The organism is Homoserinibacter sp. GY 40078 (genome assembly GCF_008017545.1).
Classification (GTDB): domain Bacteria; phylum Actinomycetota; class Actinomycetes; order Actinomycetales; family Microbacteriaceae; genus Homoserinibacter.
In genome coordinates this window covers 931,474-958,157 of record NZ_VRTZ01000001.1, presented here as the reverse complement: position 1 = coordinate 958,157, position 26,684 = coordinate 931,474, and the positions used below count along the sequence as shown (strand labels likewise).

Genomic DNA, 26,684 nt, shown 5'->3' with positions numbered 1-26,684 from the left:
CTCGTCGGTCGTGCCATCGTGGCAGCCCGCACGGAGCAGTGGCAAGCCGACGAGCGGCCGTGCGACTCAGGCCTGGATGGTGGTGACCGGAAGCGTCGAGTCGGCACCGAATCCGAGACCGGAGGGGGCGTGGCCCGCCTCGATGAGCTGGGCGGCGAGCGCGGCGATCATCGCCCCGTTGTCGGTGCAGAGCTCGAGCGGCGGGATGCGCAGCGCGATCCCGGCGTCGGCGCACCGCTCCACGGCGGCTTCCCGCAGGCGGCGGTTGGCGACGACTCCGCCTCCGAGCAGCAGGCGCGGGATGCCGAGGTCGCGGCATGCGGCGAGGGCCTTGGTGAGCAGCACGTCGACGACCGCTTCGCGAAAACCAGCCGCCACATCCGCGGTCGGCGGCTCCTCCCCCGACTCGCGCGCCGTCTCGACGTATCGTGCGACAGCGGTCTTGAGGCCCGAGAACGAGAAGTCGTAGCGGTGCCGCTCGAGGTCCTTCGGGGCTGTGAGGCCTCGGGGGAAGCGGATCGCCGCGGGGTCGCCCCCGACGGCCGCACGGTCGATCTCCGGCCCACCGGGGTACGGCAGTCCGAGGAGGCGCGCGACCTTGTCGAAGGCCTCCCCTGCGGCGTCGTCGATGGTCTCGCCCAGCAGCTCGACATCCGACACGAGATCCCGCACGAGCAGCAGCGAGGTGTGCCCGCCCGAGACGAGGAGCGCGATCGTCGGGAGTTCGAGCTGCCCGTCGCCGACGAGCGGGGTGTGGTTCAGCACGTCGGCTCCCACATGGCCCACGAGGTGGTTGACCGCGTAGAGCGGACGGTCGAGCGCGAGGGCGAGCGCCTTCGCCGCGCCGACCCCCACCATGAGCGCCCCGGCGAGCCCCGGCCCGCTCGTGACGGCGACCGCGTCGATGTCGGCGAGCTCGACGCCTGCTCGGCGCAGTGCCTCGTGGATCGTCGGTGTGAGCGCTTCGAGGTGCGCACGCGCGGCGATCTCGGGCACGACGCCGCCGTAGCGGGCGTGCTCGTCCATCGACGACGCAATCACGTTGGCGAGCAACTCGGTGCCGCGGACGATGCCGATGCCGGTCTCGTCGCAGCTGGTCTCGATACCCAGCACGATCGCGGTCATGAGAGCACCGCCGTCATGATCACCGCGTCGACGTCGTCGGGCTGGTAGTAGCGCGGACGGATGCCGATCCGCTCGAATCCGCGGCTCGCGTAGAGCGACTCGGCGCCCGGGTTGTCGGCACGCACCTCGAGGAACACGTCGCGCACCCCGCGCGTGCGCGCTTCGGTGAGGAGAGCGTCGAGCAACGCCGCGCCGATCCCCTGCCGACGTCGCTCGGCGGACACGGCGATCGTCTGCACGTCGGCATCGGTCGCGCCGTGCGGCGCACGCAGCCCGGCGTAACCGATCACGGCGTCCCCGTCGTCGAGGGCGACGAGGTAGTAGCCGTGCGGGCTCGCGAGCTCTTCGGCGAGCATCTGACGCGACCACGCGTCGGTCGGAAACGTCACCTGCTCGAGGGTGTCGATCGCGTCGAGGTCGGTGGCCGTCGCACGACGCAGCCGCGCGGTCATCCGAGCACCCGCTTGGGCGCGGAGAGGGTGACGTCGGGGGCGCGGAGGTAGATGGCGTCGTCCGGCGGGAGCGGCGCCCCGGCATCGAGGAGTGCGAGCGCCAGCATTCCGAGCGAGCCGGCGTCGATCGTCGCCGCGTCGATGCGGCGTTCGGATCCGTGGACGATGGCGTCGGATTCGGCCACGGGCACGAGCTCCGGCCCGCCCGTTCGCACCGGGAGGCCGTCGGGGGCGGGTGTCCCGTAGCGCGACACGGCGAGCTCGCGGCGCCGCGCATCCGTCACGACCACGAGCGGCTCGGATGCGCCGAACGCCACGGCGTCGTGCGACACCACCGGCACGACGCGCACCGCTCGTCCGAGGGCGAAGGCGCGCGCGGCCGCGATGCCCACCCGGAGGCCCGTGAACGGACCCGGGCCCATCCCCACAGCGACCAGGTCGATGTCGGCGGCGACGATGCCGGCCTCGGCGAGCACCGCCTCGATCGCGGTGCCGATGGCCTCCGCGTGGCCGCGCGTATCGGCGCTCGTGCGCGTGGCGCGCACCCCGTCGCGATCGACGACGGCGACGCTCGTCCCCGTCGAGGTGTCGATCGCCAGCAGCACCGCACCAGCCTACGTCCGCAGGGCCGCGCCCTCCCATCGGGCGCCGTGCCCCGCGATGCGCACGTTCCGCGGCGCGTCGTCCGCCGCGGGGTCGCCGCCCGTCGGGCGCTCGATGTCGACCTCGAGCCACGAGTCGACGGCGCCGTCGAGCTTGCCCGCACCCCACTCGACGACGGTGATCGCTCCGGCGAGATCGAGGTCGAGGTCGTCCACCTCGGCGGCGGTGGCGAGCCGATAGGCGTCGACATGCACGAGCGGCACCCCGGAGACGGTCGGATGTGTGCGGGCGAGCACGAAGGTCGGGCTCGTGACCGAGCCGCGCGCGCCGAGTGCGACCCCGATGCCGCGCGTGAGGGTGGTCTTGCCGGCGCCGAGCTCGCCGTTCAGCAGCACGAGGTCGCCCGCGCGCAGCTGCCCCGCGATCCGCGCGCCGAGCTGCTCCATCGCGTCGGAGTCATGCACCACGAGGCGGACCTCCGTCACGGCCGCGCCGTCCGAACGACCCGCGGGCCAACGCGCGTCACGATCTCGTAGCCGATCGTGCCGGATGCGCGCGCCCAGTCGCTCGCGCTCGGCACGCCATCCGCCGGGTCGCCCCACAGCACCACCTCGTCGCCGACCGACACGGGATGGTCGCCCACGTCGACCACGAACTGGTCCATCGCGATCCGCCCCACCTGCGGATGCCGGACGCCGCCGATCGCGACCTCCGCGCGCCCCGAGGCGTGCCGCGGCACCCCATCGGCGTAGCCGAGCGGCACGAGGGCGAGCGTGGTGGGGCGGTCGGTGCGATGGACGAAGCCGTATGAGACCCCGGTTCCCGCAGGCACCCGTCGCACCGCGGCGACCCGCGTGACGAGCTCCATGACGGGGCGGACTCGGAGCACGGCGAGGTCGAGTTCGTCATCCGGCGCGACGCCGTAGAGGGCGATGCCGAAGCGCACGAGATCGAGACGCGTGTCGGGCGCGGTGAGCGCTGCGAGGCTCGCGGCGAGGTGCCGCAGTTCGGGGGTGAGTCCCGCCGCGGTGGCCGTATCGACGAGCGCCGCGAAGCGGGCGCGCTGCAGCTCGTCCTCCTGCGGCGAGGCGCCCGAGAGGTGGCTCATGAGTCCGCGCACGCGGGTGCGTCCCGCGCGCTCGAGCTCGACGGCCCGGGCGAACACGCGCTCGGCGTCATCCGGCGCGATGCCGTTGCGGCTGAGGCCGGTGTCGAGCTTCAGGTGTACAACCGCTCCGGCATCGGCCGCGGCATCGAGCTGCTCCGGCGAGCTCACCGCCACATCGATGTCGCGTCGGGCCGCTTCGCGGAAGTCCGCGGGGGTCGCGTGCAGCCAGGCGAGGAGCGGCGTGCGGATGCCGGCCTCCCGGATCGCGACCGCCTCCGCGAGGTCGGCGACACCCAGCCAGTCGGCTCCCGCATCCGCGAGCGCGCCCGCCACGGGAAGCACACCGTGTCCGTAGGCGTCCGCCTTGACCACGGCGAGCACGCGCGCGGGAGCCACCGCCCGGCGGAGCGCCGTGAGGTTCTCGGCGAGCACGTCGAGGCGGATGCGCGCCTCCCGCTCCGGCACGCTCACGCGTCGGACTCCGCGACGACCGTCGCCACCGCCACACCGGCGTCGTGGCTCATCGAGACGTGCAACCGCGCGATGCCGCGGCGTGCGAGGAGCGCGGCGAGCGGGCCTTCTTCGACGAACGAGGGATTTCCGGTGGCATCGCTCGCGATCGCCATCTGGTTCCAGGAGACGTCTTCCGCGTCGCCCAGCGCCTTCACGAGGGCCTCTTTCGCCGCGAAGCGGGCGGCCAGGGATCGCAGCGGGAGGCCGCGTTCGCTCTCGGCGAACAGGCGCTCGCGCAACCGCGGCGTCCGCGAAACGGCGCGCTCGAACCGGGCCTGATCGACCACGTCGACGCCCAATCCGACGATCACCGTCACTCCACCGTGACCGACTTCGCGAGGTTGCGCGGCTGGTCGACGTCCAACCCCTTCGCCGTCGCGAGCTCCATGCCGAAGATGTGCAGCGGCACCACCGTGAGGAGCGGCTCGAAGAAGGGTGCCGCGAGCGGAATACGAATGACTTCGTCGGCGAACGGCACGACCGCGACATCCCCGAGCTCGGCGATCGCGATCACCCGTGCCCCGCGGGCGCGGATCTCCTGGATGTTCGAGACCACCTTCTTGTGCAGCGACGACGGATCGCGCGGGCTCGGCACCACAACGAACACGATCTGCCCCGGCTCGATGAGCGCGATCGGGCCGTGCTTCAGCTCGCCCGCCGCGAAGCCCTCCGCATGGATGTACGCGAGCTCCTTGAGCTTCAGCGCACCCTCGAGCGCGACGGGGAATCCGACGTGGCGACCGAGGAAGAGCACCGACTGCGTGTCGCTCATCCAGTGCGCGAGCTCGGCGATGCGCGCGGAGGCGGACTCGACCACCGTGCTGAGCTTCGCCGGCACCGACTCGAGCTCCGCGATCACGCCCGCGACATCCGGGGCGGCGAGGGTTCCGCGCAGCGTCGCCAGGTGGAGCCCCAGCAGGTAGAGCGCGGTGACCTGCGCGACGAACGCCTTCGTCGAGGCGACCGCGACCTCGGGGCCCGCATGCGTGTAGAGCACGGCATCCGACTCGCGCGGGATCGTCGCGCCCTGCGTGTTGCAGATCGACAGCGTGCGCGCACCCCGGTCGCGGGCGTACCGCACCGCCATCAGGGTGTCCATCGTCTCGCCCGACTGACTCACCGACACCACGAGGGTGCGCTCGTCGAGCACGGGATCGCGATACCGGAACTCGTGCGACAGCTCCACGTCGACCGGTATGCGCGCCCACGCCTCGATCGCGTATTTGCCGAGCATCCCCGCGTAGGCGGCGGTGCCGCACGCCAGGATCAGCACACGGTTGACGTCGCCCAGCATCCCCGCGACCTCGTCGAGCTCGGGAAGCGTCACGGCGCCGTCGTGCACGCGGCCGCGGAGGGTGTTCGCCACCGCCTCGGGCTCCTCCGAGATCTCCTTCTTCATGAAGCTCGGCCAGCCACCCTTCTCGGCAGCGGAGGCGTCCCAGGCGATCTCGAACTCCTTCGCCTGCGCGGGGGCGCCGGAGAAATCGGTCACGTCGACACGGTCGGGGCGGATGGTGACGATCTGGTCCTCGCCGATCTCCATCGCGCGGCGGGTGTGCTCGACGAACGCCGCCACATCCGATCCGAGGAAGTTCTCGCCCTCGCCGAGCCCGATCACGAGGGGGGAGCTGCGGCGGGCGCCGACCACGACGCCCGGCGCGTCCGCGTGGAGCGCGAGGAGCGTGAAGGCTCCCTCGAGGCGCGCCACGGCCTGCTGCATCGCCGCGGTCACGTCTCCGGTCTCGCGGAAGGCACGCCCGATGAGCAGGGCGGCGACCTCGGTGTCGGTCTCGGATTCGAACACCTCGCCGTCGGCGATGAGTTCCGCCTTCAACTCGGCGAAGTTCTCGATGATGCCGTTGTGGATGACGGCCAGACGCCCGCCATCGCCGAAGTGCGGATGCGCGTTGACGTCGGTGGGGCCGCCGTGCGTCGCCCACCGCGTGTGGCCGATGCCGGTGCGCCCGTCGGTGATCGGGGCGGCGTCGAGCTCGTCCACCAGAACACCGAGCTTGCCCGCGCGCTTACGGGACCCGATCGTGCCGTCATCGGCCAGAACCGCCACACCGGCGGAGTCGTAGCCTCGGTACTCCAGGCGCTTGAGGCCCCCGAGAAGGACGTCGAGGCTGCTGCCCGGACCCACGTATCCGACGATCCCGCACATGGTGTCGATCCTAGGCGACGGGCTCGGGAGCGAGCCGTGCGGCGGCCCGCACAGGACTACGCTCGGAGGGATGTCTGAGCCCGCAGACCGCGAAGCGCCCGCGACCCCGTTCCTCGAGCTCGACCGCGCGGAGTGGGCGGCCCTCGCTCCGGCGGCGGCGAACCCGCTCACCGAGGAGGAGCTCGTACGGTTGCGCGGTCTCGGCGACGCGCTCGACCTGCGCGAGGTGGCCGAGGTGTACGTGCCGCTCAGCCGGCTCCTGAACCTGTACGCGGTGGGGGCGCGCAGCCTGCACCGTTCGACGCGGCAGTTCCTCGGCCACGAGGATGACGCCCCGACGCCTTTCGTGATCGGCATCGCCGGGTCGGTGGCCGTCGGCAAGTCGACCATCGCGCGCCTGCTGCGCGAGCTGCTGGCCCGGTGGGACGACACACCCCGGGTCGAGCTGGTCACGACCGACGGCTTCCTCCTGCCGAACGCCGAGCTCGGGCGCCGCGGGCTCATGACCCGCAAGGGCTTCCCGGAGAGCTACGACCGCCGGGCGCTGCTGCGGTTCGTGAGTCGGGTGAAGAGCGGCGTCGAGGAGGTGCGCGCACCCGTGTACTCGCACCTCGTCTACGACATCGTCCCGGATGCCGAGATCGTGGTGCGCCAGCCCGACATCCTCATCGTCGAGGGGCTCAACGTGCTGCAGCCCCCCGGCTCGGATGCGCAGCTCGCCGTCAGCGACCTCTTCGACTTCACCGTGTACGTCGACGCGCGCACCTCCGACATCGAGCGCTGGTACGTGGATCGCTTCCTCCGCCTGCAGCGCGGCGCGTTCTCGGACCCGCGCTCGTACTTCCACCGCTATGCGGCCCTCACCGAAGAGGACGCCACGGCCCGGGCGCGGTCGATCTGGGACGAGATCAACGGCCCGAACCTCGAGCAGAACATCGCACCGACGCGTGCACGCGCCTCGCTCGTGCTGCGCAAGGCGCCGGATCACACGGTGTCGAGTGTGCTCATCCGCAAGATCTAGCGCGTCGCCAACTCCGCGATCGGCTCCAGAACGAACACCGGGATGGGGCGCTCGGTCTTCTTCTGGTACGCGTCGTAGTCGGGCCAGACTGCCGTCGCGCGCGCCCACCACGTCGCCTTCTCATCCCCGGTGACCTCGCGGGCGAGGTAGTCACCCTTGCCGCCACGGTCGTGCAGCTCGACATGGGGATTCGCGACGAGGTTGTGGTACCAGGCCGGATGCGTCGGGGCACCTCCGCGCGACGCGACCACCGCGTACACGCCGTCGTGCTCCACGCGCATGAGCGCGTTCTTGCGAAGCTTCCCGGACTGCGCACCCACCGAGGTGAGCACGATGATCGGCTTGCCGCGCAGCTCGTTCGCCTCGGCTCCGTTGGTCGCCTCGAACGTTTCCGCCTGCGTGCGTGCCCACTCGGATGTGCTGGGCTCGTACTCGCCGGTCAGCGGCATGTGGTCCTCCTCGTTGTCGTCTGGTCTACGACAACGCGAGACGTTCGCGGACGATTCCCGCGAGCTCGTCGGCGATGCTCTGCGCGCGCTCCGCGTCGCGCGCCTCGACCATCACGCGGACGAGCGGCTCGGTTCCGGACGGGCGCAGCAGCACCCGCCCCTCCCCGCCGAGCGCCGCCGTGTGGGCGCGGACGGCATCCGCGATGACCTCGTCGCCGGCGAGCGCGTGATGATCGACGCCTCGCACATTCACGAGCACCTGAGGAAGGACGGTCATCACCGCAGCGAGCTCGGCGAGGCTCTTGCCCGTTCGCACCATCTCCGCGGCCAGCTGGAGGCCGGTGAGGATGCCATCGCCCGTCGTGGCGTGCTCGCGGAAGATGATGTGCCCCGACTGCTCGCCGCCCAGGGTCAGCCCACCCTCGTTCATCGCTTCGAGCACGTAGCGGTCGCCCACGGCGGTCTCGACGAGGTGCACCTCGTGCTGCTCCATCGCGATCCGCAGTCCGAGGTTGCTCATCGTCGTGACCGCGAGGGTGTCGTGCGCGAGGAGACCCCGGCGCTTGAGCGAGAGCGCGAGGATCGCCATGATCTGGTCGCCGTCGATCACGGCGCCCGTGGCGTCCACCGCGAGGCAGCGGTCGGCGTCGCCGTCGTGGGCGATGCCGAGGTCGGCGCCCGTGAGGCGCACCGCCTCCTGCAGGGTCTCCAGGTGGGTCGAGCCGACACCGTCGTTGATGTTGAGGCCGTCGGGGTCGGCACCGATCACGGTGACCGTCGCGCCCGCATCCGCGAACACCTGCGGCGAGACACCCGCGGCCGCGCCGTGCGCCGCATCTATCACGACCGAGATGCCGTCGAGCCGCACGTCGAGGGTGCCGAGCAGGTGGAGCAGGTAGCGATCCTCGGCGTCCGAGAAACGACGGATGCGTCCGACACCGGCTCCGGTCGGCGCCAGCTTCGGCTGAGCGAGGGCCGCCTCGATGCGGTCCTCGACCTCGTCGGGCAGCTTGACCCCGCCGATCGCGAAGAACTTGATGCCGTTGTCGGGCGCCGGGTTGTGCGACGCCGACACCATGACGCCGAAGTCGGCGCCGATGTCGCCCACGAGGAACGCGGCCGCCGGCGTCGGGATCACGCCCGCGTCGAGCACGTCGATGCCAGAACTGGCGAGCCCTGCGGCGACCGCGGCCGAGATGAACTCACCGGAGACGCGCGGATCGCGAGCGATCACGGCACGCGAACGCCGGCCCTCCCCGCGGACATGATCCGCGTGGCGGCCCTGCGTGAGCACGCGGGCAGCAGCCTGCGCGAGGCCGAGGGCCAGGTCGGCGGTGATGACCTCACCGTTCGCCAGCCCCCGGACCCCGTCAGTGCCGAAGAGACGCGGCATGCGCCAGGACTCGGATCAGCGCTTCGAGAACTGCGAGGCCTTGCGGGCCTTCTTGAGACCGGCCTTCTTGCGCTCGATGACGCGAGCGTCGCGCGAGAGGAAGCCCGCCTTCTTGAGCGCCGGGCGGTTGTTCTCGCGGTCGATCTCGTTGAGCGCACGCGCGATCGCGAGGCGCAGCGCACCGGCCTGGCCGGAGGGGCCACCGCCGGTGATCTTCGCCTTCACGTCGTAGGCGCCGAGCAGGTCGAGCACCTTGAACGGGTCGTTGATCAGCTGCTGGTGCAGCTTGTTCGGGAAGTAGTCCTCAAGCGTGCGGCCGTTCACGGTGAACTCGCCCGCGCCGGGGGCGATGCGCACGCGCGCGATGGCCTCCTTGCGGCGGCCGACGGCCGCACCGGGAACGCTGAGAATGGCGCGGGGGGCGCGGGGCGCCTCGTCGGCCGGGGTCTCGGTCGAGAAGCTGGAGAGCGCCTCGCCGGACAGGGTGTCTTCGATCTTCGCCATCAGTGATGTCCTTGAAAGTCTCTCGGCGCTTACTGCGCGACCTGGGTGAGGGTGTAGGGCTTGGGCTGCTGCGCGGCGTGCGGGTGCTCGCCGCCTGCGTACACCTTCAGCTTCTTGATCTGGGCGCGACCCAGCGAGTTCTTCGGCAGCATGCCGCGGATGGCCTTCTCGACCGCGCGGGTGGGGTGCTTCTCGAGGAGCTCCGAGTAGGAGGTCGCCGAGAGGCCGCCCGGGTAGCCGGAGTGGCGGTAGGCCTTCTTCTGCTCGAGCTTCGCACCGGTGAGCGCGACCTTGTCGGCGTTCACGATGATGACGAAGTCGCCCATGTCCATGTGGGGAGCGAAGGTGGGCTTGTGCTTGCCACGGAGGATCGCGGCGGCGTGGCTCGCGAGACGACCGAGCACGATGTCGGTGGCGTCGATGACGATCCACTCGCGCTTGATGTCCGACGGCCGCGGGCTGAACGTACGCGTCACGGATTGACTGCTTTCTTGTCGGTGATGTTCGTGAATCCCGCTCCGGTGCGCGTTCCTCGCGCGAAGCGCGGGAACCCGGCGGTGGAGGGCCCAACTGGTCGCCGCACGGCGCGCGGACAACCTGAACAGATTAGTCGATCGGGCCCTCGTCCGGCAAGCCGGGCGTGTCGCGGCGGGCCCGGGTGCGCTCCGCGCGGGCCGCGAGCTCGGCATCCGGCGGGTATCCGACCTCCATGAGCGTGAGCCCGCGCGACGGCACGACGATGAACTCGCTCGTCCGAACCGCCTCATCGCGGATGCCGGCGGCACGCGATGGATCGAAACGCCCCTCGCCTGCGGCGACGCACGCGCCGACCAGGGCGCGCACCATGCTGTGGCAGAACGCGTCTGCGCGCACCTCGGCGATCAGCACGCCGTCGGCGTCGCGGCTCCACGAAAACGCCTGCAGGGTGCGGATGGTGGTCGCGCCCTCACGGGGACGGCAGTAGGCGGCGAAGTCGTGCAACCCGAGCAGGCTGCGTGCGGCGGCATCCATCGCGTCCAGATCCAGCTCCGACGGATGCCATAAGGTGAACGCTCGCGAACGGGGATCGCGCAGCGCAGCGGCGTCGGCGATCCGATAGGAGTAGCGGCGCCATTCGGCCGAGAAGCGGGCATCGAATCCGGCCGAGGCCACCGAGGCGCGATGCACCTGCACGTCGGCCGCCTGGCCCACCACTCCGTTCAGACGCCGCGCGAGCGACTCCACTCCCGCCGCTCCCGCTCCACGGCCCCGAGGACGCCGATCGAGGCGCGCGAGCTGGGCGGGCTCGAGGTCGACGTGGGCGACCTGACCGATCGCGTGCACCCCGACATCCGTGCGGCCGGCGACCGTGAGCCGACACGGCTCGCCCCCGAGGATCGTCCCGAGGGCATCCTCGAGGACGCCCTGCACCGTGCGCAGGCCGGGTTGACGCGCCCAACCCGTGAAGTCGGACCCGTCGTAGGCGAGATCCAACCGCACACGCACAGGTGCTTCCGGGTTGTTCACGAAGCGAGCTTAGGCTGTTCTGGAACTCCGACCATGACCTCCCCGAGCAACTCCTCCGGTGCCGCGACCGCGCCCCAGACGGCCCCGACGACGCCCCGCGTCGCCGGGCTCGACGGCCTGCGCGCATTCGCCGTCGCTGTCGTGGTCGCGTTCCACCTGACGCCGGGGGCGCTCGTCGGCGGGTATCTCGGGGTCGACGTGTTCTTCGTCGTCAGCGGGTTCATCATCACGCGCCTCCTGCTCGCAGAGCGCACCCGCACCGGACGCATCCGGCTCGGTGCGTTCTGGAAGCGGCGGGCTCGGCGGCTGCTGCCCGCACTCGTGGTGCTGCTGCTGGCATGCAGCACGCTGGCGGTCGTGGTCGGCGGGGACGTGCTCGTGGGCCTCGGCGCGCAGCTGCTCACGGCGCTCACGTTCTCGAGCAACTGGTATTTCATCGCAACCGGGTCGGAGTACTTCACCGAGTCGACGCCGGAGCTGTTCCGAAACCTGTGGTCGCTCGCCGTTGAGGAGCAGTTCTACCTGCTCTGGCCCCTCGTGCTGCTGATCGTGCTCGTGCGACTCGGGCGGCCCGCGCGCATCGTCGTGCTCGCGGTGGCGACCGCCGCATCCGCACTGGCGATGGCGCTGCTGCTCGATCCGGGATCGCCCACGTCGGTCTACTACGGCACCGGCACGCATGCGTTCGGGCTGACGCTCGGCGCCCTCGTCGCGGTCGTGACGCAGTGGTGGTCGCCTCGCGTGCTCGAGTGGTCGCGGTGGAGCCGCGCGCTGCTCGGGACGCTCGGCGTCGCTGCTCTCGCCGGCCTCGCGGTGCTCTCGGCGGTGATGCCGGGCACAGCCGACTGGGCGTACCGCGGAGGGCTACTCGGCGTGGCGGTGCTCACCGCCGTCGTGATCGTCGCGTGCCTCGTCCCCGGATCGCCTCTCGCCCGAGCGCTCGACGTCAGGCCGCTGAGGTGGGTCGGGGTACGCAGCTACGGAATCTACCTGTGGCACTGGCCCGTGTTCGTGCTGCTCGCGGCGGCGCTGCCGACCTGGACCTCCGATACCGGCCTCGCCTGGGCGCTCGGCGGTGTCGCGCTCGGGATCACGTTGATCGCCGCGGCGCTCAGCTTCCGCTTCGTCGAGCAGCCCATCCGCCGGCACGGATTCCGGAGCGCGTGGCGGTCATGGGCGGCCGGGTGGCGTCGTTCGCGCGCGGCGGCCGTGGCGAGCACAGCCGGTCTCGTGCTCGTGCTGGGCGGCGCGACCGGCACCGCCGTCGCGCTCGTGATCCAACCCGCCACCTCGGAGGTCGAGAGTCGCATCGAGGCGGGGGAACGGGCCGCCCAGAGCCCCTCGCCCACCCCGCCGCCGACCGCGGATCCGAGCGCACCGCCTCGCCCCTCCGGCCCGCCCATGCAGTTGCAGGGCGATTCGATCACGGCGATCGGCGACTCGGTGATGCTGGCCGCGGTCCCTGAACTGCAGGAGGCGTTCCCCGGCATCGGGATCGACGCGGTCGTGTCGCGCCAGATGTGGACGGCACCCGACATCCTGAAGAAGCTGCGCGAGTCGGGGCGGCTCCGCACGGTCGTGGTGCTGGCGCTCGGCACGAACGGATCGGTGAGCACCGACACCCTTGAAAAGGTGCGCGCGGTGATCGGACCCGAGAGGGAGCTCGTGGTGGTGACAGCGCAAGCACCGCGGGACTGGATCCCGACGGTCAACGAGCGTCTCGCGGCGTTTGCGTGGCAGCACCGCAATGTCGAGCTGGCCGACTGGCACGCCGCCATCCAGCCGCATCTCGACGAGCTCGCGCGCGATCAGGTGCACTTCGGTCACGCGGGGGCGCGGATCTTTACCGCCTCGATCAAGGAGGCGCTGCAGCGTCTGGCGGCGCTGCCTCCGCTGCGCGACGAGCTAGCCGACGAGTCGCTCCCCCGTCCCGTCTAGGCGCCATAGACATGTCTCTGACGCGCCGGACACCCGCGCGGCGGTGTCTATCTGTCCGTAGACATGTCTATGGGCGGAACGAGAAAGACCCCGCCCGGGTGGGGGCGGGGTCTCTCGGCGTACGAGCGAGGAGTTACTTCTCCTCGGACTCCTCGGCAGGCGCCTCGGCGTCGGCGGGAGCTTCCTCAGCGGGAGCCTCGGTCTCTTCGACCGGAGCCTCCTCAGCGGGGGTCTCCTCGACCGGGGTCTCCTCGGCGACCGGCTCGGCCTTCGGGGCCTCGGTGCGCGCGGCGGACTTCTTCGAGGACGCCGGCTTCTTCACGACCGGCTCGAGCACGAGCTCGATGACGGCCATGGGCGCGTTGTCGCCCTTGCGGTTGCCGATCTTCGTGATGCGGGTGTAGCCACCCTCACGCTCGGCGACGAGCGGCGCGATCTCGGTGAAGAGAACGTGCACGACGGTCTTGTCGCCGATGACCGACAGCACGCGACGGCGCGAGTGAAGGTCGCCGCGCTTCGCGAACGTGATGAGACGCTCGGCGAGCGGACGCAGGCGCTTGGCCTTCGTCTCGGTGGTCGTGATGCTCTTGTGGGTGAAGAGGGCCGCGGCGAGGTTCGCGAGCAGCAGGCGCTCGTGCGCCGGACCGCCGCCGAGACGGGGACCCTTGGTGGGCTGGGGCATGATCAGTCGTTCTCCAGAATGTGTGTCAGGTCAGACGGACTCAGACGGTCTCGTCGTCGTATCCGCCGTAGAAGTGGGCGCCGTCGAATCCGGGCACGCTGTCCTTCAGCGACAGACCGAGCTCGACGAGCTTGTCCTTCACCTCATCCACGGACTTCTGACCGAAGTTGCGGATGTTCATGAGCTGCGTCTCCGAAAGGGCGACGAGCTCGCTGACGGTGTTGATGCCCTCGCGCTTGAGGCAGTTGTAGCTGCGCACCGAGAGGTCGAGGTCCTCGATGGGCATCGACAGCTCGTTCGACAGCACCGCGTCCACCGGCGCGGGGCCGATCTCGATGCCCTCGGCCGCGGTGTTCAGCTCGCGGGCGAGACCGAACAGCTCGACGAGCGTGCGACCGGCGGAGGCGATCGCGTCGCGCGGCGAGATCGCCGGCTTCGTCTCGACGTCGACGACGAGGCGGTCGAAGTCGGTGCGCTCACCGGCACGAGTGGCCTCGACGCGGTAGGTGACCTTCAGCACGGGCGAGTAGATCGAGTCGACCGGGATCTGGCCGGCCTCGCTGAACTCGCTGCGGTTCTGCGTGGCCGAGACGTATCCGCGGCCGCGCTCGATGGTGAGCTCGAGGTCGAACTTCGCCTTCTCGTTGAGGGTCGCGATCACGAGCTCGGGGTTGTGGATCTCGACGCCCGCGGGAGCCGAGATGTCGGCCGCGGTGACCTGACCGGCACCCTGCTTGCGCAGGTAGGCCGTGATCGGCTCGTCGTGCTCGCTGGAGACGACCAGGTTCTTGATGTTGAGGACGATCTCGACGACGTCCTCACGGACACCGGGGATGGTGTCGAACTCGTGCTGGATGCCGTCGAGGCGGATGCTCGTGACGGCCGCGCCGGGAATCGACGAGAGAAGGGTGCGACGCAGCGAGTTGCCGAGCGTGTAGCCGAAGCCGGGCTCGAGGGGCTCGATGACGAACGCGGAGCGGAACTCCGAGATGCTCTCCTCCGAGAGCGTGGGACGCTGTGCGATGAGCACGTGGTTTCCTTTCGGCGAGGGCGTCCGCCATATGACGCCCACGACAGTTGCGGCGGGTGGCTGGGCCGCCGTGATGTTGAGTTATGGAGTACCGGTCGATCGAGCAGCGGATTCGGGATGCGCGTCGGGACCACCACCGTGCGATGGTCCCGTGAGCCTCACGACGCGCGCCGCTCGACCGACGAAAGAGTTAGACGCGACGACGCTTCGGCGGGCGGCATCCGTTGTGCGCCTGCGGCGTCACGTCGTTGATGCTGCCGACCTCGAGGCCCGCGGCCTGAAGCGAGCGGATCGCCGTCTCGCGCCCGGAGCCCGGGCCCTTGACGAAGACGTCCACCTTCTTCATGCCGTGCTCCTGCGCCTGGCGCGCGGCCGACTCGGCGGCGAGCTGCGCGGCGTAGGGGGTCGACTTGCGCGAGCCCTTGAAGCCCACCCCACCCGAGGACGCCCAGCTGATGACGGCGCCCGAGGGGTCGGTGATCGAGACGATGGTGTTGTTGAAGGTCGACTTGATGTGAGCCTGGCCCACGGCGACGTTCTTCTTCTCCTTGCGGCGCGGCTTGCGCGCGGCGGCCTTCGGAGCAGCCATTACTTCTTACCTGCCTTCTTCTTGCCGGCCACGGTGCGCTTCGGGCCCTTGCGAGTGCGTGCGTTGGTCTTGGTGCGCTGACCGCGAACGGGCAGGCCGCGGCGGTGGCGGAGGCCCTCGTAGGAGCCGATCTCGACCTTGCGGCGGATGTCGGCCTGCACCTCGCGGCGCAGGTCTCCCTCGACCTTGAAGTTGCCTTCGATGTAGTCGCGAAGGGCGACGAGCTGGTCGTCGGTCAGATCCTTCACGCGGATGTCACCGGAGATCCCGGTCTCCTTGAGCGTCGCGAGCGCACGAGTGCGGCCCACGCCGTAGATGTACGTCAGAGCGACTTCCACGCGCTTATCGCGCGGGATGTCGACGCCGGCGAGACGTGCCATGTCGGCTTCTCCTTATGGAGTCGTTCGGAGGTGTGGAGCGCCGCCGGTGCCCGGGCCTCCGACCCGAGGTGTCCCCTCTCGCGAGGTTCTGGCGGCGCTTGGTGTGTATTGAGTTGTGAGTCCGCGGAAGCGGCGGGCGATCAGCCCTGACGCTGCTTGTGACGCGGGTTGCTCTTGCAGATGACCATCACGCGGCCGTTGCGACGGATGACCTTGCAGTGGTCGCAGATGGGCTTGACGCTCGGGTTGACCTTCATGTTTCCTTCTCGCTGTCCTCGTACTCGCGCCGCAGCGCGAGCCGTTACTTTCCGACCGTTACTTGTAGCGGTAGACGATGCGGCCGCGGGTCAGGTCGTAGGGGCTCAGCTCCACGATCACGCGGTCCTCAGGGAGGATGCGGATGTAGTGCTGACGCATCTTGCCCGAAATGTGGGCGAGAACCTTGTGCCCGTTGCTCAGCTCGACGCGGAACATCGCGTTCGGCAGAGCCTCGAGGACAGATCCCTCGATCTCGATGACGCCGTCTTTCTTGGCCATACCCTCTAAATCGCTATCGGTGACGCTCGGTCATGCGGGTGATTGATTCGGTGCGGACGACCCAAAGGGCACAAGGCACCAAAGATCGATCCTAGCTGATTAAACGCGAGGACGCCACGCGATGTTCCCGTGGCGTCCTCGCGGCAGGGATGGAGCGGCCGAGGTCAGTCCTCGTTGACCGCCGAGATGAGCGCGAACAGCTCCTCGGCGGTCGAAGCCGCGAGCAGCGCCTGCACGTCGTCGTCCTCCGAGAAGAGCACCGCGATGCGCCCGAGGATCTCGAGGTGCTCGTTCTCGCGCCCCGCGATGCCGACGACGAAGCGCACGTCGTCGCCGTCCCACGAGATGGCCTCCGGGTAGCGGATCACGGCGAGCGCCGTGCGGTCGATGAACTCCCGGCCCTCGTTGGTCCCGTGCGGGATCGCGAGGAAATTGCCCATCGAGGTCGAGACGGTCTCCTCCCGGGCGAGCATCGAGTCGACGTACCCGGGACGCACGGCCCCGGCGTCGACAAGGAGGCGACCCACGTCGCGGATCGCCTCCTCACGAGACGGGGTCCGGTCGGCGAGCACCACGCGCTCCGGAGTCAGGATGTCGTCGCTCATGGTGTGATTCTCCTCTCTCGCCGCCGGACCCACTGGGCCTACTGCGCGGCCCCTTCCTTCTGCTCCTTGACCAGCTGCACGACCTCGTCGTACTTCGGGCTGTTCATGAAGTTGTCCACCGAGACGTGAACCGCGTTGGGTGCCTTCTGGCGCGCACGCTCGGTGAGCTCGTTCTGGGTGATGACGAGATCCTCATCACCCGTCAGGTTCGCGATCGCCGCGTTCGACACATCCGCCTCAACGCCGGCCTTCTTGAACTTGTTCCGCAGCACGGATGCGCCCATCGCGCTCGAGCCCATGCCCGCGTCGCAGGCGAAGACCACCTTGTTGATGACCTTCGTCTCGGTCGCGCCGGAGCCCATCGTGGCTGCCATGCCCGACAGCACCGAGCTCTCCTTGCCCTTGTTCTTCTCGGTCTGTGCAATCGACGCGGCGAGGCGCGCATCTGCATCCGCCTCGGACGCCAGATCGCGCTTGCGGGAGGCCCGCAAGATGATCGAGGCGATCACGAAGGTCACGGTAGCCGACAGCAGCACCGAGAGGATCACGCCCACATAGCTGTCTTGAGCAGTCTGTGCGAGCACCGCGAAGATACTTCCTGGCGCAGCAGGAGCTCGCAGACCCGAGTCGAACAGCATGTTCGTCGTGACTCCTGTCATGCCACCCGCGATGAGAGCGAGAATCAGCACCGGCTTCATGAGCGCGAACGGGAAGTACACCTCGTGGATACCGCCGAGGAACTGGATGACTGCCGCACCCGGAGCGGATGCACGCGCGGCGCCGATCCCGAAGATCGTGAACGCCAGGAGCAGCCCCACTCCGGGGCCAGGGTTTGCCTCGAGCAGGAAAAGGATGCTCTTTGGCGCTTCGCCTGCCGCGATTTGGGCATCCACCTGCGACGTCCCGAGCGGAGTCAGTACGCCGTGGTTGATCGCGTTGTTCAGGAAGAACACCTTCGCCGGCTCGATGATGATGCTCGTCAACGGCAGCAGGCCGGTGTCGATGAGCCAGTTCACCGCACCCCCGAGTACATTCATCAGCCCGTTCACGAGCCACGCGACCGGGTAGAACCCGACCACGGCCATCACGAAGCCCCAGATGCCGGCCGAGAACATGTTGACGAGCATCTCGAAGCCCGCCTTCACCTTCCCGGTCCAGATCCGGTCGAGCTGCTTCATCGTCCACGCGCCCAGAGGGCCCAGGATCATCGCACCGATGAACATGTGCACCTGGCCGAGCTGCGCCTCGCCTTCCGGCAGGGTCGCGTTGAAGTTGGCGACCAGCAGGTCAGACCCCGCGATCGCACCGAACGTCGCGATGGCCCCGACCACGGCACCTCGCACGCCATAGACCATGTTGCCGCCGGTGTAGGCGATCAGAGTCGGAAGCAAGTAGTGAATTACCGGACCGACCATGGTCGCCAGGTCTGCGTTGGGCGTCCATCCCACCGGGATGAAGAACGCGGTCACGATGCCCCACGCGATCAGGGCGGGGATGTTGGGCATGATCATGCCCGAGAGGAATGTTCCGAATCTCTGGACTGCGACGCGGGCCCCTCCGCCCCGCGGTGCCGCCGTCGTTGACGTCGTCGTCATGGTGGTTTGCCTCCTGGCTCCTACGCGGGGATCTTCCCTGCGGTCGTGGTGTCGGCGGCCGCGCGGGCCGCCTCTCGGGCATCGGCGGCCTCGGAGGCCGCCAGGGCTGCATGGGCGATCGCGCGAGCGTCGTCCATGCTGTACCGCGCGAGGGATACGCGGACATCTGAGAGAGCCGTCGGCGACATCGACAGGCTCGTGACACCGAGACCTGCGAGCACGACGGCGAGAAGAGGATCGGCGGCGGCCTCGCCGCACACGCCGACCGGCTTGCCCGAGGCTGCGCCCGCTGCGCCCACCTCGGAGACGAGTCGCAGCACCGCCGGGTGCCACGGGTCCTGCAGGGCCGCGACCGAGCCGAGCTGGCGGTCCGCGGCCATCGTGTACTGCGTGAGGTCGTTCGTGCCGATCGAGGCGAAATCGGTCTGGGCGAGCACCCGATCCGCGATGAGCGCCACCGACGGGATCTCGACCATGACACCGGCCACGGGGATACCCGCTTCGTGGATCGCGCGCGTCACGAAGCGCGTCTCCTCCACAGTCGCGACCATGGGGGCCATCACCCACAGTTCGGCGTCGGTCGCGGCATCCGCTGCGGCGAGTGCGGTGAGCTGGTCCTGGAGCACCTGCTCCGAGGCGCGCAGGGCGCGAAGCCCGCGCTTGCCGAGGGCGGGGTTCTCCTCTTCGCCGGGCGACAGGAACGCGAGCGGCTTGTCGGCTCCCGCATCGAGCAGCCGCACCACGACCCGCTTGCCGGGGAAGGCCTCCAACACCTCGCGGTAGCTCTCGGTCTGCTCCTCGACGGTCGGGGCATCGGCGGAATCGAGGAAGAGGAACTCCGTGCGGAACAGGCCCACGCCCTCCGCGCCCATCTCGACCGCCCCCTTCGCCTCGCCGGGCTTCCCGAGGTTCGCGAGCAGCTTCACGGGCGTTCCGTCGGCGAGAGCACCCGGTCCTGCGGGTGCCGATGCCTCCGCCTCGCGCGCCGCGATCCGCGCCTCGGCGTCGGCGAGCTCGGCCGCATCCGGGTCGACGAAGACCCGCCCGCGCTCGGCGTCGACGATCACCTGCGTGCCGTCGGGAAGCGACTCCACACCGCCGGCTCCCACGAGGGCCACGATGCCGCGCTGGCGCGCGAGGATCGCGGTGTGCGAGGTCGGTCCACCTTCGCTCGTCACGAACGCGAGCACCCTGTCCAGGTCGAGCACGGCCGTGTCGGCCGGCGCCAGGTCGCGCGCGACGAGCACATACGGATGCCCCGGGTCGACCACCAGGTCGGTGGAGCGGCCCTGCAGCACCGCGACCGCGCGATCCGAGAGATCGTGCAGGTCGGCGGCCCGCTCGGCGAAGTACTCCCCCGCGTCGGCGAGGAGCGCCGCGAATTCGGCGAACGCGTCGGCGACGGCCTTCTCCGCGGTCACCCCCGACGCGAGACCCGCCTCGACGCCGTCGAGCAGCGCCGGGTCCTCGGTCATCAGAGCCTGGGCCTCGAGCACGTCGCGCGTCGCCTCATCCGCGGCCTCCGCCCGCTCCCGAAGCTGCTGCGACACCGCCGCGAGCGCGGTGCGCGCGCGGTCGAGCTCGGCCTCCGCGCCGATCGTGCTCGCCGCATCCGTCGGTGCCGCCGCAGCCTGCCGGCTCGCGTGCAGCACCGGACCCACGACGATGCCGGTGCCGATTCCGACACCGACGAGCTCCTGGACCTCGATCACTCAGCGGCCTCGTCGTGATCCGTCGTGAGGAAGTCGGTCAGATCGTCGAGGACCTTCTCCGAGTCGTCGCCCTCGACCGTGAGCACGACCTCGTCGCCGTTCTCGAAGCCCGCCGCGATGATCGACAGGATGCTCGCGGCGTTGACCGCCTTCCCATCGGGACGACCGATCGTGACACGATGACCGGACGCCGTCACCGCCTGGGTGAACATCTTCGCGGGACGAGCGTGCAGCCCGTGGCCGGATGCGATCTTCAGCGTGCGTTCCATTCAGGAAATCCTCTCCGGGTGGCCGGCTGCGACAGCCGCCAGCATGGTCTCCAGCAGTCCCTCGCCATCCTGCCGTGCCACGTCGTCGATCACGGCGAAAGGCACGGATGATGCCGTCGCGAGCCCCGACAGGCTCACCGCGGCTTCGCCCAGATGCGCGCCGATGAGCAGAGCATCGGCGGACGGGACAAGGTCCGGGGCGGCGGACGCTGACGAGGCGATCGGTGTGAGGTCGAGACCGCGAGCTGCCGCCGCCAAGCGCAGTCGCTGTGCCACGAAAGTACTGGAGACTCCAGCCCCGCACACGATGAGCACCCGCACGGTGCCACCTCCGCGTCTCTTCGCCCCCGCGCGAAACGCGTCGGCGGCGATGCCGTCCCCGGACCAAGTTCGGGGCCCGCCGGTTCCCTCACCCGGCGGGCATCCACAGTGTGCGTCGCACGGTGCGGCCGCCGCCAGCCCAGCCGCTTCCGCTCCCCCGGAAAAACCTGCCGAATCCCGCTCTCTGCCGCGCTGCGGGTGCTTGACTGGGGGCGTTCCTAGGTGGTGGCGGAGCGGATGGTCGATCGACACGAGCAACTCGTCGACGTGCTCGCACAGCACGACGGCTGGCTGACGGCAGCCGACCTCGGCGCGCGACTGGGCGTCACCGACCGCAGCATCCGGGGCTACGTCGCCGCGCTCAACAGCGGATCGGACGCGCCCGTGATCGAATCCGGCCCGTCCGGGTATCGGCTCGACCGTGGCGAATGGGCGAGGCGCCTGCGCGACGACCGCGGCGCACGCGCCGAGACCCCCACCGAACGCGCCACCGCCGTGCTGCGGGCACTGCTCGACGCTCCCCCGGAGTCGGAAGGCGTCGACCTCTACGAGCTCGCCGAACGACTGCACGTGAGCGACTCCACCCTCGAGACCGACCTCGCCCGCGCCCGATCGCGGGCCGGAGCCGCGGGACTCACGATCGTACGGACGCGCGAACGCGTACAGCTCGAGGGTCCCGAAACCGCCCGGCGACGCCTCATCGGGGCGCTCTTCCGCGACGAGGCGACCCGCGGCATGCGCGAAGTCGACCGGATCGAGAGCTGGTTCGCCGCCGGAGACCTGACCGCCTTCAAGACCGCCCTCATCGCGCGACTCGTCGCCGACGGCTACGAGATCAACGACTACGGGCTGAGCACCGTGCTGCTGCACCTCGCCATCGCCGTCGACCGCTCCCAGACGCAGAGCGCGCTCCCCGCACGCGGAGGCGAGACCGAGGAAGGCGTGTTCGCCGCGATCATCGACGAACTCGTCGCCGACCACTTCGACGTGAAACTTCCGCCAGGCGACCTCGACTACCTCGGATTCCTGCTCGGGACCCGCGTCGCGGTCGCCCCCCTCGACGCCGGCCCGCCCCCCATCGACGACGAACAGCTCGCCGAAGTGCGGGCGATCGTCGAGAAGGCGGCACGCGAATACCTCATCGACCTCGACGGCGACGGCGACTTCCTGCTGCGGCTCGCGATGCACATCCGGCAGCTCGTGCGGCGCGCGCAGGAAGGATCCTTCTCGCGCAATCCGCTCACGCGCTCCATCAAATCCGGCTACCCGATGATCTACGAGCTCGCCGTGTATATCGCCCGCGAGCTGCAGATCAGCACCGGCATCGACGTGCCGGAGGACGAGATCGCTTTCCTCGCGATGCACCTCGGCGCGCGTCTCGAGGAACGCCGCCAGACCGAGCAGGCCGTCACCGCGACCATCGTCGCTCCCGCCTACCACCGGCTCCACCTCGAGCTGCTGCACCGCGTCGAATCCGCCGTCGGCCACGACCTCAGGATCGAGCAGCTCGACACGCGCTCCGACGTCGACTGGGACGCCCTCCCCGGCGACCTCATCATCTCGGTCATCGACCCGCCCACCCCGAGCGACCGCATCATCGTCGTGCACCCGTTCCTCGGCGAGGCGGATGTGAAGGTCATCCAGGCCGCCATCTCGCGCACACGCCGCGGCCGCCGCCGCGCGCGCCTCGCGGAACGCCTCGGCGGCTACTTCGACGAGCGCCTCTTCTTCCGCGAGCTCTACGCCCCCGATGCGGAGGCCATGATCCGCATACTCGGCGAGAAGATGATCGAAGCGGGGATCGTCGACGACACCTACGTCACGGGAGCGATCGAACGGGAGCGGCTGTCGTCCACCGCCTTCACCGACGGGCTCGCGATGCCGCACGCGATGGCGATGACCGCCGAACGCACCGCCATCGCACTCGTGCTCAACACGACGTCGATGCAGTGGGGCGGCTCGCGCGTCGAGGTGGTCGCGTTCATCGCGTTCAGCGAATCCGGTCGCGCCAGCTTCCAGGAGGTGTTCGACCAGCTCGTCGAGGTGTTCTCCGACCGCGAGAACGTCCGCACCCTCGTCGCCCGGGCCACCGACGTGCCGACGCTCGTCGCCGAGCTCACCCGCCTGATCGACACGTGAGCCCCGCTTCGCAGGGGTGACGGGATTTCTCCGCGACGCCTACCCCCGCAGGCCTCCGGCCTGCTCCCGCCAGGCCCGATGCCAGCGTCCCGGAGAAATCCCGTCACCCCTGCTACGCACCCAGCACCAGCAGCTTGCATTCACCGCCCGGGCCCGCCCGCCCGCAGTGGCGTCGGCCGCTGCAGCTGCCGCAGGACGGAGAGCGGCGCGGGCGGGGTGCGTATGCGGTAGCGGTGTCGCTGGCATCGGGCCTGGCGGGAGCGCGCGAAGCGCGCGGGGGAAGCGACGCGGCTACCGCATGCGCATCCCGGCCGCGGGGAAGGCTAGAGGTCTACGCCGACGCCTCGACGGCACCGATGCCGGCGTCAGCGAAGGCGGCCCAGATGCGGCCCGTCACCTCGTCGACCGACCCGAGCCCGTCGACCTCGATGAGGAGACCCTGCTCGCGGAACATCTCGAGGACGGGCGCGGTCTCGCGCTGGTAGACCTCTTGGCGGTGCCGGATGGCCTCTTCGGAGTCGTCGGCGCGGCCCTGCTCGACGGCGCGCTTGCGCAGACGTCGCACGATTTCGTCTTGGTCGGCCACGAGACGCAGCACGGCATCGAGCTTGTGCCCGTGGGAGCTGAGGAGTGCGTCGAGGAAACGCACCTGGTCGGGGGTGCGCGGGTAGCCGTCGAGGAGGAAGCCGGTGGTGGCGTCCGCTTCGGAGAGCCGGTCGGAGACGAGTTCGTTGGTGAGCGAGTCGGGAACGTAGTCTCCGGCGTCGACGATCGCCTTCACCCGCTTGCCGAGTTCGGTCTCTCCCGCGATGTTCGCGCGGAAGATGTCGCCGGTGGAGATGGTCGGGATGCCGAAGCGGGCGGCGATGCGTTCCGCCTGCGTCCCCTTGCCGGCGCCGGGGGGGCCGACGATGAGCAGGCGGACCGTCATCGCAGGAGCCCCTCGTAGTGGCGCTGCTGGAGCTGCGAGTCGATCTGCTTCACCGTCTCGAGCCCCACGCCGACCATGATGAGGATCGACGTGCCACCGAACGGGAAGTTCTGGTTCGCGTCGACCATCGCGAGGGCGATGAGCGGGATGAGCGCGATGAGACCGAGGTAGATCGATCCGGGCAGGGTGACGCGGGTGAGGACGTAGTCGAGGTACTCGGCGGTCGGTCGGCCCGCGCGGATGCCGGGGATGAATCCGCCGTACTTCTTCATGTTGTCGGCGACCTCGTCCGGGTTGAACGTGATGGCGACGTAGAAGTAGGTGAACCCGACGATGAGGAGGAAGTACACCAGCATGTAGAGCGGGTGGTCGCCGCGCGTGAGGTAGGTGGAGATCCACTGGACCCACGGCTGGGCGGTTTCGCCCGCGGCGGGCTGGTTGAACTGGGCGACGAGCGCCGGAAGGTAGAGCAGCGACGAGGCGAAGATGACGGGCACCACGCCGGCCATGTTGACCTTGATCGGGATGTAGGTGTTGTTGCCGCCGTAGGTACGGCGTCCGACCATGCGCTTGGCGTACTGGACGGGGATTCTGCGTTGCGACTGCTCGACGAAGATGACGGCGAACATGATGAGCACGCCGATGCCGATGACGAGAAGCAGCGTCTCGACGTTGCGCTGCTGGGCGATCGAGATGAGCGAGTTGGGGAACGTCGCGACGATCGAAGTGAAGATCAGCAGCGACATGCCGTTGCCGATGCCGCGCTCGGTGATGAGCTCACCCATCCACATGATGACGCCGGTTCCGGCGGTCATGGTGATGACCATGAGCAGGATGCCGTACCAGGTGTCGCCTGCGGGGACGATGAGCTGTGCGCACTCGGCGGTGCTCGTGGTGCCGAAGAGCGCACCGGAGCGGGCGACGGTGATGAGCGTCGTGGACTGCAGCACACCGAGCGCGATCGTGAGGTAGCGCGTGTACTGCGTCAGCTTCGCCTGGCCCGACTGGCCCTCCTTGTAGAGGGTGTCGAAGTGCGGGATGACGACGCGCAGCAGCTGCACGATGATCGACGCGGTGATGTACGGCATGATGCCGAGCGCGAAGATCGACAGCTGCAGGAGCGCCCCACCTGAGAAGAGGTTGACCAGGTCGTAGAGACCCGAGGCGCCTGCGTTGCCCGCGAGGCAGAGCTGGACGTTGCCGAAGTCGACGAACGGTGCGGGTACGAAGGACCCGAGCCGGAACAGGGCGATGATGCCCAGCGTGAACGCGATCTTGCGGCGGAGGTCCGGCGTGCGGAAGATCCGCGCGACGGCACTGAACACGACGCCTCCCGGTGAGATTTCGAAGCGTGCCGCACACGTTCGGTGCGGCGAGGAGGTGGCCCCGGGTGGGGCCACCTTCCCGATGGCTACTTGACGGAGCCGCCGGCGGCGACGATCTTCTGCTCCGCAGAGCTCGAGACCTTGTCGACCGCAACGTTCAGCTTAACCGCAATCTCGCCCGTGCCGAGAACCTTGACCTTCTCGTTCTTGCGCACGGCACCCTTGGCGACGAGGTCGCTGATGGTGACGTCGCCGCCCGAGGGGTAGAGCTCGGCGAGACGGTCCAGGTTCACGACCTGGTACTCGACCCGGAACGGGTTCTTGAACCCGCGCAGCTTCGGCGCACGCATGACCTGGTTCAGGTTGCCGCCCTCGAGGCCGACGCGCACCTGGTAGCGGGCCTTGGTGCCCTTGGTGCCGCGACCGGCGGTCTTGCCCTTCGAGCCTTCACCGCGTCCGACGCGCGTCTTGGCCTTCTTCGACCCCTCGGCGGGGCGGAGGTGGTGAGCCTTGAGCACCTGCGGGCGCGCGACGTCGGCCGACTTCTTGGCCGCGGGCTTCGCCGGAGCCTTCTTCTCGGCGACGGTGTCGTCCGCCTTCGCGGACGCCGCGGACTTCGAGGTGGCGGCCTTGGCCGGCGCCTTCTTCTCCGCGGCAGGCTTCTCAGCAGCGGGCTTCTCGGCAGCAGCCTTCGACGTGGCCGACTTCGCGGCGGTCGTCTTGGCAGTCGCCGGAGCCTTGGCTGCGGTCTCCTTGGCGGGGGCCTTGTCCGCAGCCTTGGGGGCGGCGGCCTTCTTCTCGGCGGCGGGCTTCGCAGCAGCCTTGGCGGGAGCCTTCTTCTCCGCGGCCGGCTTGTCGGCGGCAGCCTTGGCGGCCGTCGGCTTCTTCTCGTCAGCCATTAGTCAATCTCCTCGACCTTCACGAGGTGCGAGACCGTGCGAACGTAGCCGCGGTTGGCCGGGGTGTCCTCGCGCACGACGACGTCGCCGATGCGCTTGAGGCCGAGGCTCCGCAGCGTGTCACGCTGGTTCTGCTTCTCGCTGATAACGGACTTGATCTGGGTCACCTTGAGACGCGCGGCCATCAGGCACCAACCTTTGCAGTAGCGGCCTGCCGGGCCTCCTCCTCGGCGCGGATGAGGCGCTCCGGGGCGACGTCCTCGAACTCGAGGCCGCGGCGGGCGGCGACGGCGCGGGGCTCTTCGAGCTGCTTGAGCGCCTCGACCGTCGCGTGGACGATGTTGATCGTGTTGGAGGAGCCGAGCGACTTCGACAGCACGTCGTGGATACCGGCGCACTCGAGCACCGCGCGCACCGGACCACCGGCGATAACACCGGTACCGGCGGCGGCGGGACGAAGCAGCACCACACCAGCGGCGGCCTCACCCTGCACGGGGTGCGGGATGGTCGCTCCGGAACGCGGGACGCGGAAGAAGTTCTTCTTCGCCTCCTCGACGCCCTTCGAGATCGCGAGCGGAACCTCGCGGGCCTTGCCGTATCCGACGCCCACGAGGCCGTTGCCGTCGCCGACGACGACGAGCGCCGTGAAGCTGAAGCGGCGACCGCCCTTGACGACCTTCGACACACGGTTGATGGTCACGACGCGCTCGAGGAACTGGCTGTCCTCACGGCCGCCGCGAGCACCGCGGTCGTTGCGCGCACCGCGATCGCGGCTGCCACGACGGGCCTCACGAGGCTCCTGAGCCTGCTGGGTGCCGGCGGCGGTCTCCACGACCTTGCCCTCGGCGATGTCCTCGGACTGCACGTCCTGCTCCTTGTTCTCGGTCACGTCGC

At 69.7% G+C, this 26,684-nt stretch carries 31 protein-coding genes; 3 read left to right on the top strand and 28 right to left on the bottom strand.

The features are described from left to right. Nucleotides 1-66: 66 nt before the first annotated feature. The 7 genes from tsaD to glmS are packed head-to-tail and all read right to left on the bottom strand — an operon-like array spanning nt 67 to nt 5,965. Nucleotides 67-1,125: a tRNA (adenosine(37)-N6)-threonylcarbamoyltransferase complex transferase subunit TsaD gene (gene tsaD, locus FVQ89_RS04645; RefSeq protein WP_147900713.1), complete on the bottom strand. Its 1,059-nt coding sequence runs from the start codon at nt 1,123-1,125 to the stop codon at nt 67-69. After that, nucleotides 1,122-1,577 carry a ribosomal protein S18-alanine N-acetyltransferase gene (gene rimI / locus FVQ89_RS04640; protein ID WP_147900712.1) on the bottom strand — a complete coding sequence of 152 codons (456 nt, stop codon included), beginning with the start codon at nt 1,575-1,577 and terminating at the stop codon, nt 1,122-1,124. Before rimI ends, tsaD begins: the two co-directional genes overlap by 4 nt. Then, nucleotides 1,574-2,182 carry a tRNA (adenosine(37)-N6)-threonylcarbamoyltransferase complex dimerization subunit type 1 TsaB gene (tsaB, locus tag FVQ89_RS04635; RefSeq protein ID WP_147900711.1) on the bottom strand — a complete coding sequence of 203 codons (609 nt, stop codon included), beginning with the start codon at nt 2,180-2,182 and terminating at the stop codon, nt 1,574-1,576. The genes rimI and tsaB overlap by 4 nt, the downstream gene beginning before the upstream one ends. Nucleotides 2,183-2,191: 9 nt before the next feature. Then, the gene (tsaE, locus tag FVQ89_RS04630) at nt 2,192-2,665 is read right to left on the bottom strand and encodes a tRNA (adenosine(37)-N6)-threonylcarbamoyltransferase complex ATPase subunit type 1 TsaE (protein ID WP_370454447.1); all 474 of its coding nucleotides are present in this window, start codon (nt 2,663-2,665) and stop codon (nt 2,192-2,194) included. Continuing rightward, on the bottom strand, nt 2,662-3,759 hold the full coding sequence (gene alr, locus FVQ89_RS04625; protein WP_147900710.1) for an alanine racemase: 1,098 nt from the start codon (nt 3,757-3,759) through the stop codon (nt 2,662-2,664). The genes tsaE and alr overlap by 4 nt, the downstream gene beginning before the upstream one ends. Beyond that, the gene (locus FVQ89_RS04620; RefSeq protein WP_147900709.1) at nt 3,756-4,112 is read right to left on the bottom strand and encodes a holo-ACP synthase; all 357 of its coding nucleotides are present in this window, start codon (nt 4,110-4,112) and stop codon (nt 3,756-3,758) included. The genes alr and FVQ89_RS04620 overlap by 4 nt, the downstream gene beginning before the upstream one ends. Nucleotides 4,113-4,114: 2 nt before the next feature. Continuing rightward, on the bottom strand, nt 4,115-5,965 hold the full coding sequence (glmS, locus tag FVQ89_RS04615; RefSeq protein ID WP_147900708.1) for a glutamine--fructose-6-phosphate transaminase (isomerizing): 1,851 nt from the start codon (nt 5,963-5,965) through the stop codon (nt 4,115-4,117). A gap of 70 nt (nt 5,966-6,035) precedes the next feature. Between glmS and coaA the strand changes: the two genes are divergently transcribed. Then, complete coding sequence (gene coaA, locus FVQ89_RS04610; RefSeq protein WP_147900707.1) at nt 6,036-6,986, top strand: type I pantothenate kinase; 951 nt, start codon at nt 6,036-6,038, stop codon at nt 6,984-6,986. Here coaA and FVQ89_RS04605 read toward each other — a convergent pair. From FVQ89_RS04605 to FVQ89_RS04585, 5 genes are all read right to left on the bottom strand, one after another. Continuing rightward, nucleotides 6,983-7,435, bottom strand: coding sequence for a nitroreductase family deazaflavin-dependent oxidoreductase (locus tag FVQ89_RS04605; RefSeq protein ID WP_147900706.1), 453 nt, complete (start codon nt 7,433-7,435; stop codon nt 6,983-6,985). The two genes, coaA and FVQ89_RS04605, sit on opposite strands and share 4 nt — an antisense overlap. A gap of 25 nt (nt 7,436-7,460) precedes the next feature. Continuing rightward, nucleotides 7,461-8,828: a phosphoglucosamine mutase gene (gene glmM, locus FVQ89_RS04600; RefSeq protein WP_147900705.1), complete on the bottom strand. Its 1,368-nt coding sequence runs from the start codon at nt 8,826-8,828 to the stop codon at nt 7,461-7,463. Between the two features lie 15 nt (nt 8,829-8,843). Further along, the gene (rpsI, locus tag FVQ89_RS04595; RefSeq protein ID WP_147900704.1) at nt 8,844-9,332 is read right to left on the bottom strand and encodes a 30S ribosomal protein S9; all 489 of its coding nucleotides are present in this window, start codon (nt 9,330-9,332) and stop codon (nt 8,844-8,846) included. Between the two features lie 29 nt (nt 9,333-9,361). Then, complete coding sequence (rplM, locus tag FVQ89_RS04590; protein ID WP_147900703.1) at nt 9,362-9,808, bottom strand: 50S ribosomal protein L13; 447 nt, start codon at nt 9,806-9,808, stop codon at nt 9,362-9,364. A gap of 130 nt (nt 9,809-9,938) precedes the next feature. Then, nucleotides 9,939-10,838, bottom strand: a complete 900-nt coding sequence (locus FVQ89_RS04585) for a tRNA pseudouridine(38-40) synthase TruA (RefSeq protein ID WP_255513419.1) — start codon at nt 10,836-10,838, stop codon at nt 9,939-9,941. A gap of 33 nt (nt 10,839-10,871) precedes the next feature. Between FVQ89_RS04585 and FVQ89_RS04580 the strand changes: the two genes are divergently transcribed. Further along, nucleotides 10,872-12,776 (top strand): acyltransferase family protein, encoded by a 1,905-nt coding sequence (locus tag FVQ89_RS04580; protein ID WP_147900702.1) that lies wholly within the window; start codon nt 10,872-10,874, stop codon nt 12,774-12,776. Between the two features lie 133 nt (nt 12,777-12,909). Here the strand turns inward: FVQ89_RS04580 and rplQ are convergent, their stop codons facing one another. The 11 genes from rplQ to FVQ89_RS14395 form a co-directional block, all read right to left on the bottom strand. Beyond that, the gene (rplQ, locus tag FVQ89_RS04575; protein WP_147900701.1) at nt 12,910-13,458 is read right to left on the bottom strand and encodes a 50S ribosomal protein L17; all 549 of its coding nucleotides are present in this window, start codon (nt 13,456-13,458) and stop codon (nt 12,910-12,912) included. 40 nt (nt 13,459-13,498) lie between these two features. After that, nucleotides 13,499-14,488, bottom strand: coding sequence for a DNA-directed RNA polymerase subunit alpha (locus tag FVQ89_RS04570; protein WP_147900700.1), 990 nt, complete (start codon nt 14,486-14,488; stop codon nt 13,499-13,501). A 190-nt stretch (nt 14,489-14,678) separates the two neighbouring features. Beyond that, nucleotides 14,679-15,077, bottom strand: a complete 399-nt coding sequence (gene rpsK / locus FVQ89_RS04565) for a 30S ribosomal protein S11 (protein WP_147900699.1) — start codon at nt 15,075-15,077, stop codon at nt 14,679-14,681. Further along, nucleotides 15,077-15,457, bottom strand: coding sequence for a 30S ribosomal protein S13 (gene rpsM, locus FVQ89_RS04560; protein ID WP_120761886.1), 381 nt, complete (start codon nt 15,455-15,457; stop codon nt 15,077-15,079). Before rpsM ends, rpsK begins: the two co-directional genes overlap by 1 nt. A 140-nt stretch (nt 15,458-15,597) precedes the next feature. After that, a complete protein-coding gene (gene rpmJ / locus FVQ89_RS04555) occupies nt 15,598-15,714 on the bottom strand; it encodes a 50S ribosomal protein L36 (RefSeq protein WP_055821300.1) in 117 nt (38 codons plus the stop codon). Between the two features lie 58 nt (nt 15,715-15,772). Continuing rightward, complete coding sequence (gene infA, locus FVQ89_RS04550; protein ID WP_100365313.1) at nt 15,773-15,994, bottom strand: translation initiation factor IF-1; 222 nt, start codon at nt 15,992-15,994, stop codon at nt 15,773-15,775. Nucleotides 15,995-16,158: 164 nt separating this feature from the next. After that, complete coding sequence (locus tag FVQ89_RS04545; RefSeq protein WP_147900698.1) at nt 16,159-16,599, bottom strand: PTS sugar transporter subunit IIA; 441 nt, start codon at nt 16,597-16,599, stop codon at nt 16,159-16,161. 38 nt (nt 16,600-16,637) lie between these two features. After that, nucleotides 16,638-18,104, bottom strand: a complete 1,467-nt coding sequence (locus FVQ89_RS04540) for a PTS mannitol transporter subunit IICB (protein WP_255513418.1) — start codon at nt 18,102-18,104, stop codon at nt 16,638-16,640. Between the two features lie 110 nt (nt 18,105-18,214). Then, entirely contained in the window at nt 18,215-19,903 is a 1,689-nt protein-coding gene (ptsP, locus tag FVQ89_RS04535; RefSeq protein WP_147901490.1) for a phosphoenolpyruvate--protein phosphotransferase, read from the bottom strand. Further along, entirely contained in the window at nt 19,903-20,175 is a 273-nt protein-coding gene (locus tag FVQ89_RS04530; RefSeq protein WP_147900696.1) for an HPr family phosphocarrier protein, read from the bottom strand. The genes ptsP and FVQ89_RS04530 overlap by 1 nt, the downstream gene beginning before the upstream one ends. Continuing rightward, nucleotides 20,176-20,451: a hypothetical protein gene (locus tag FVQ89_RS14395; RefSeq protein ID WP_370454446.1), complete on the bottom strand. Its 276-nt coding sequence runs from the start codon at nt 20,449-20,451 to the stop codon at nt 20,176-20,178. A 282-nt stretch (nt 20,452-20,733) separates the two neighbouring features. Between FVQ89_RS14395 and FVQ89_RS04520 the strand changes: the two genes are divergently transcribed. Continuing rightward, entirely contained in the window at nt 20,734-22,635 is a 1,902-nt protein-coding gene (locus FVQ89_RS04520; protein WP_147900695.1) for a transcription antiterminator, read from the top strand. A 331-nt stretch (nt 22,636-22,966) separates the two neighbouring features. On the opposite strand, the gene FVQ89_RS04515 is transcribed toward FVQ89_RS04520, so the two are convergent. The 5 genes from FVQ89_RS04515 to rpsE form a co-directional block, all read right to left on the bottom strand. Beyond that, nucleotides 22,967-23,566 carry an adenylate kinase gene (locus tag FVQ89_RS04515; RefSeq protein ID WP_187264897.1) on the bottom strand — a complete coding sequence of 200 codons (600 nt, stop codon included), beginning with the start codon at nt 23,564-23,566 and terminating at the stop codon, nt 22,967-22,969. Further along, nucleotides 23,563-24,891, bottom strand: a complete 1,329-nt coding sequence (gene secY / locus FVQ89_RS04510; protein WP_147900694.1) for a preprotein translocase subunit SecY — start codon at nt 24,889-24,891, stop codon at nt 23,563-23,565. Before secY ends, FVQ89_RS04515 begins: the two co-directional genes overlap by 4 nt. A gap of 86 nt (nt 24,892-24,977) precedes the next feature. Beyond that, nucleotides 24,978-25,790, bottom strand: coding sequence for a 50S ribosomal protein L15 (rplO, locus tag FVQ89_RS14500; RefSeq protein ID WP_147900693.1), 813 nt, complete (start codon nt 25,788-25,790; stop codon nt 24,978-24,980). Continuing rightward, nucleotides 25,790-25,975, bottom strand: a complete 186-nt coding sequence (gene rpmD / locus FVQ89_RS04500; RefSeq protein ID WP_147900692.1) for a 50S ribosomal protein L30 — start codon at nt 25,973-25,975, stop codon at nt 25,790-25,792. The genes rplO and rpmD overlap by 1 nt, the downstream gene beginning before the upstream one ends. Beyond that, entirely contained in the window at nt 25,975-26,679 is a 705-nt protein-coding gene (gene rpsE, locus FVQ89_RS04495) for a 30S ribosomal protein S5 (protein ID WP_147901488.1), read from the bottom strand. Before rpsE ends, rpmD begins: the two co-directional genes overlap by 1 nt. Nucleotides 26,680-26,684 lie beyond the last annotated feature (5 nt).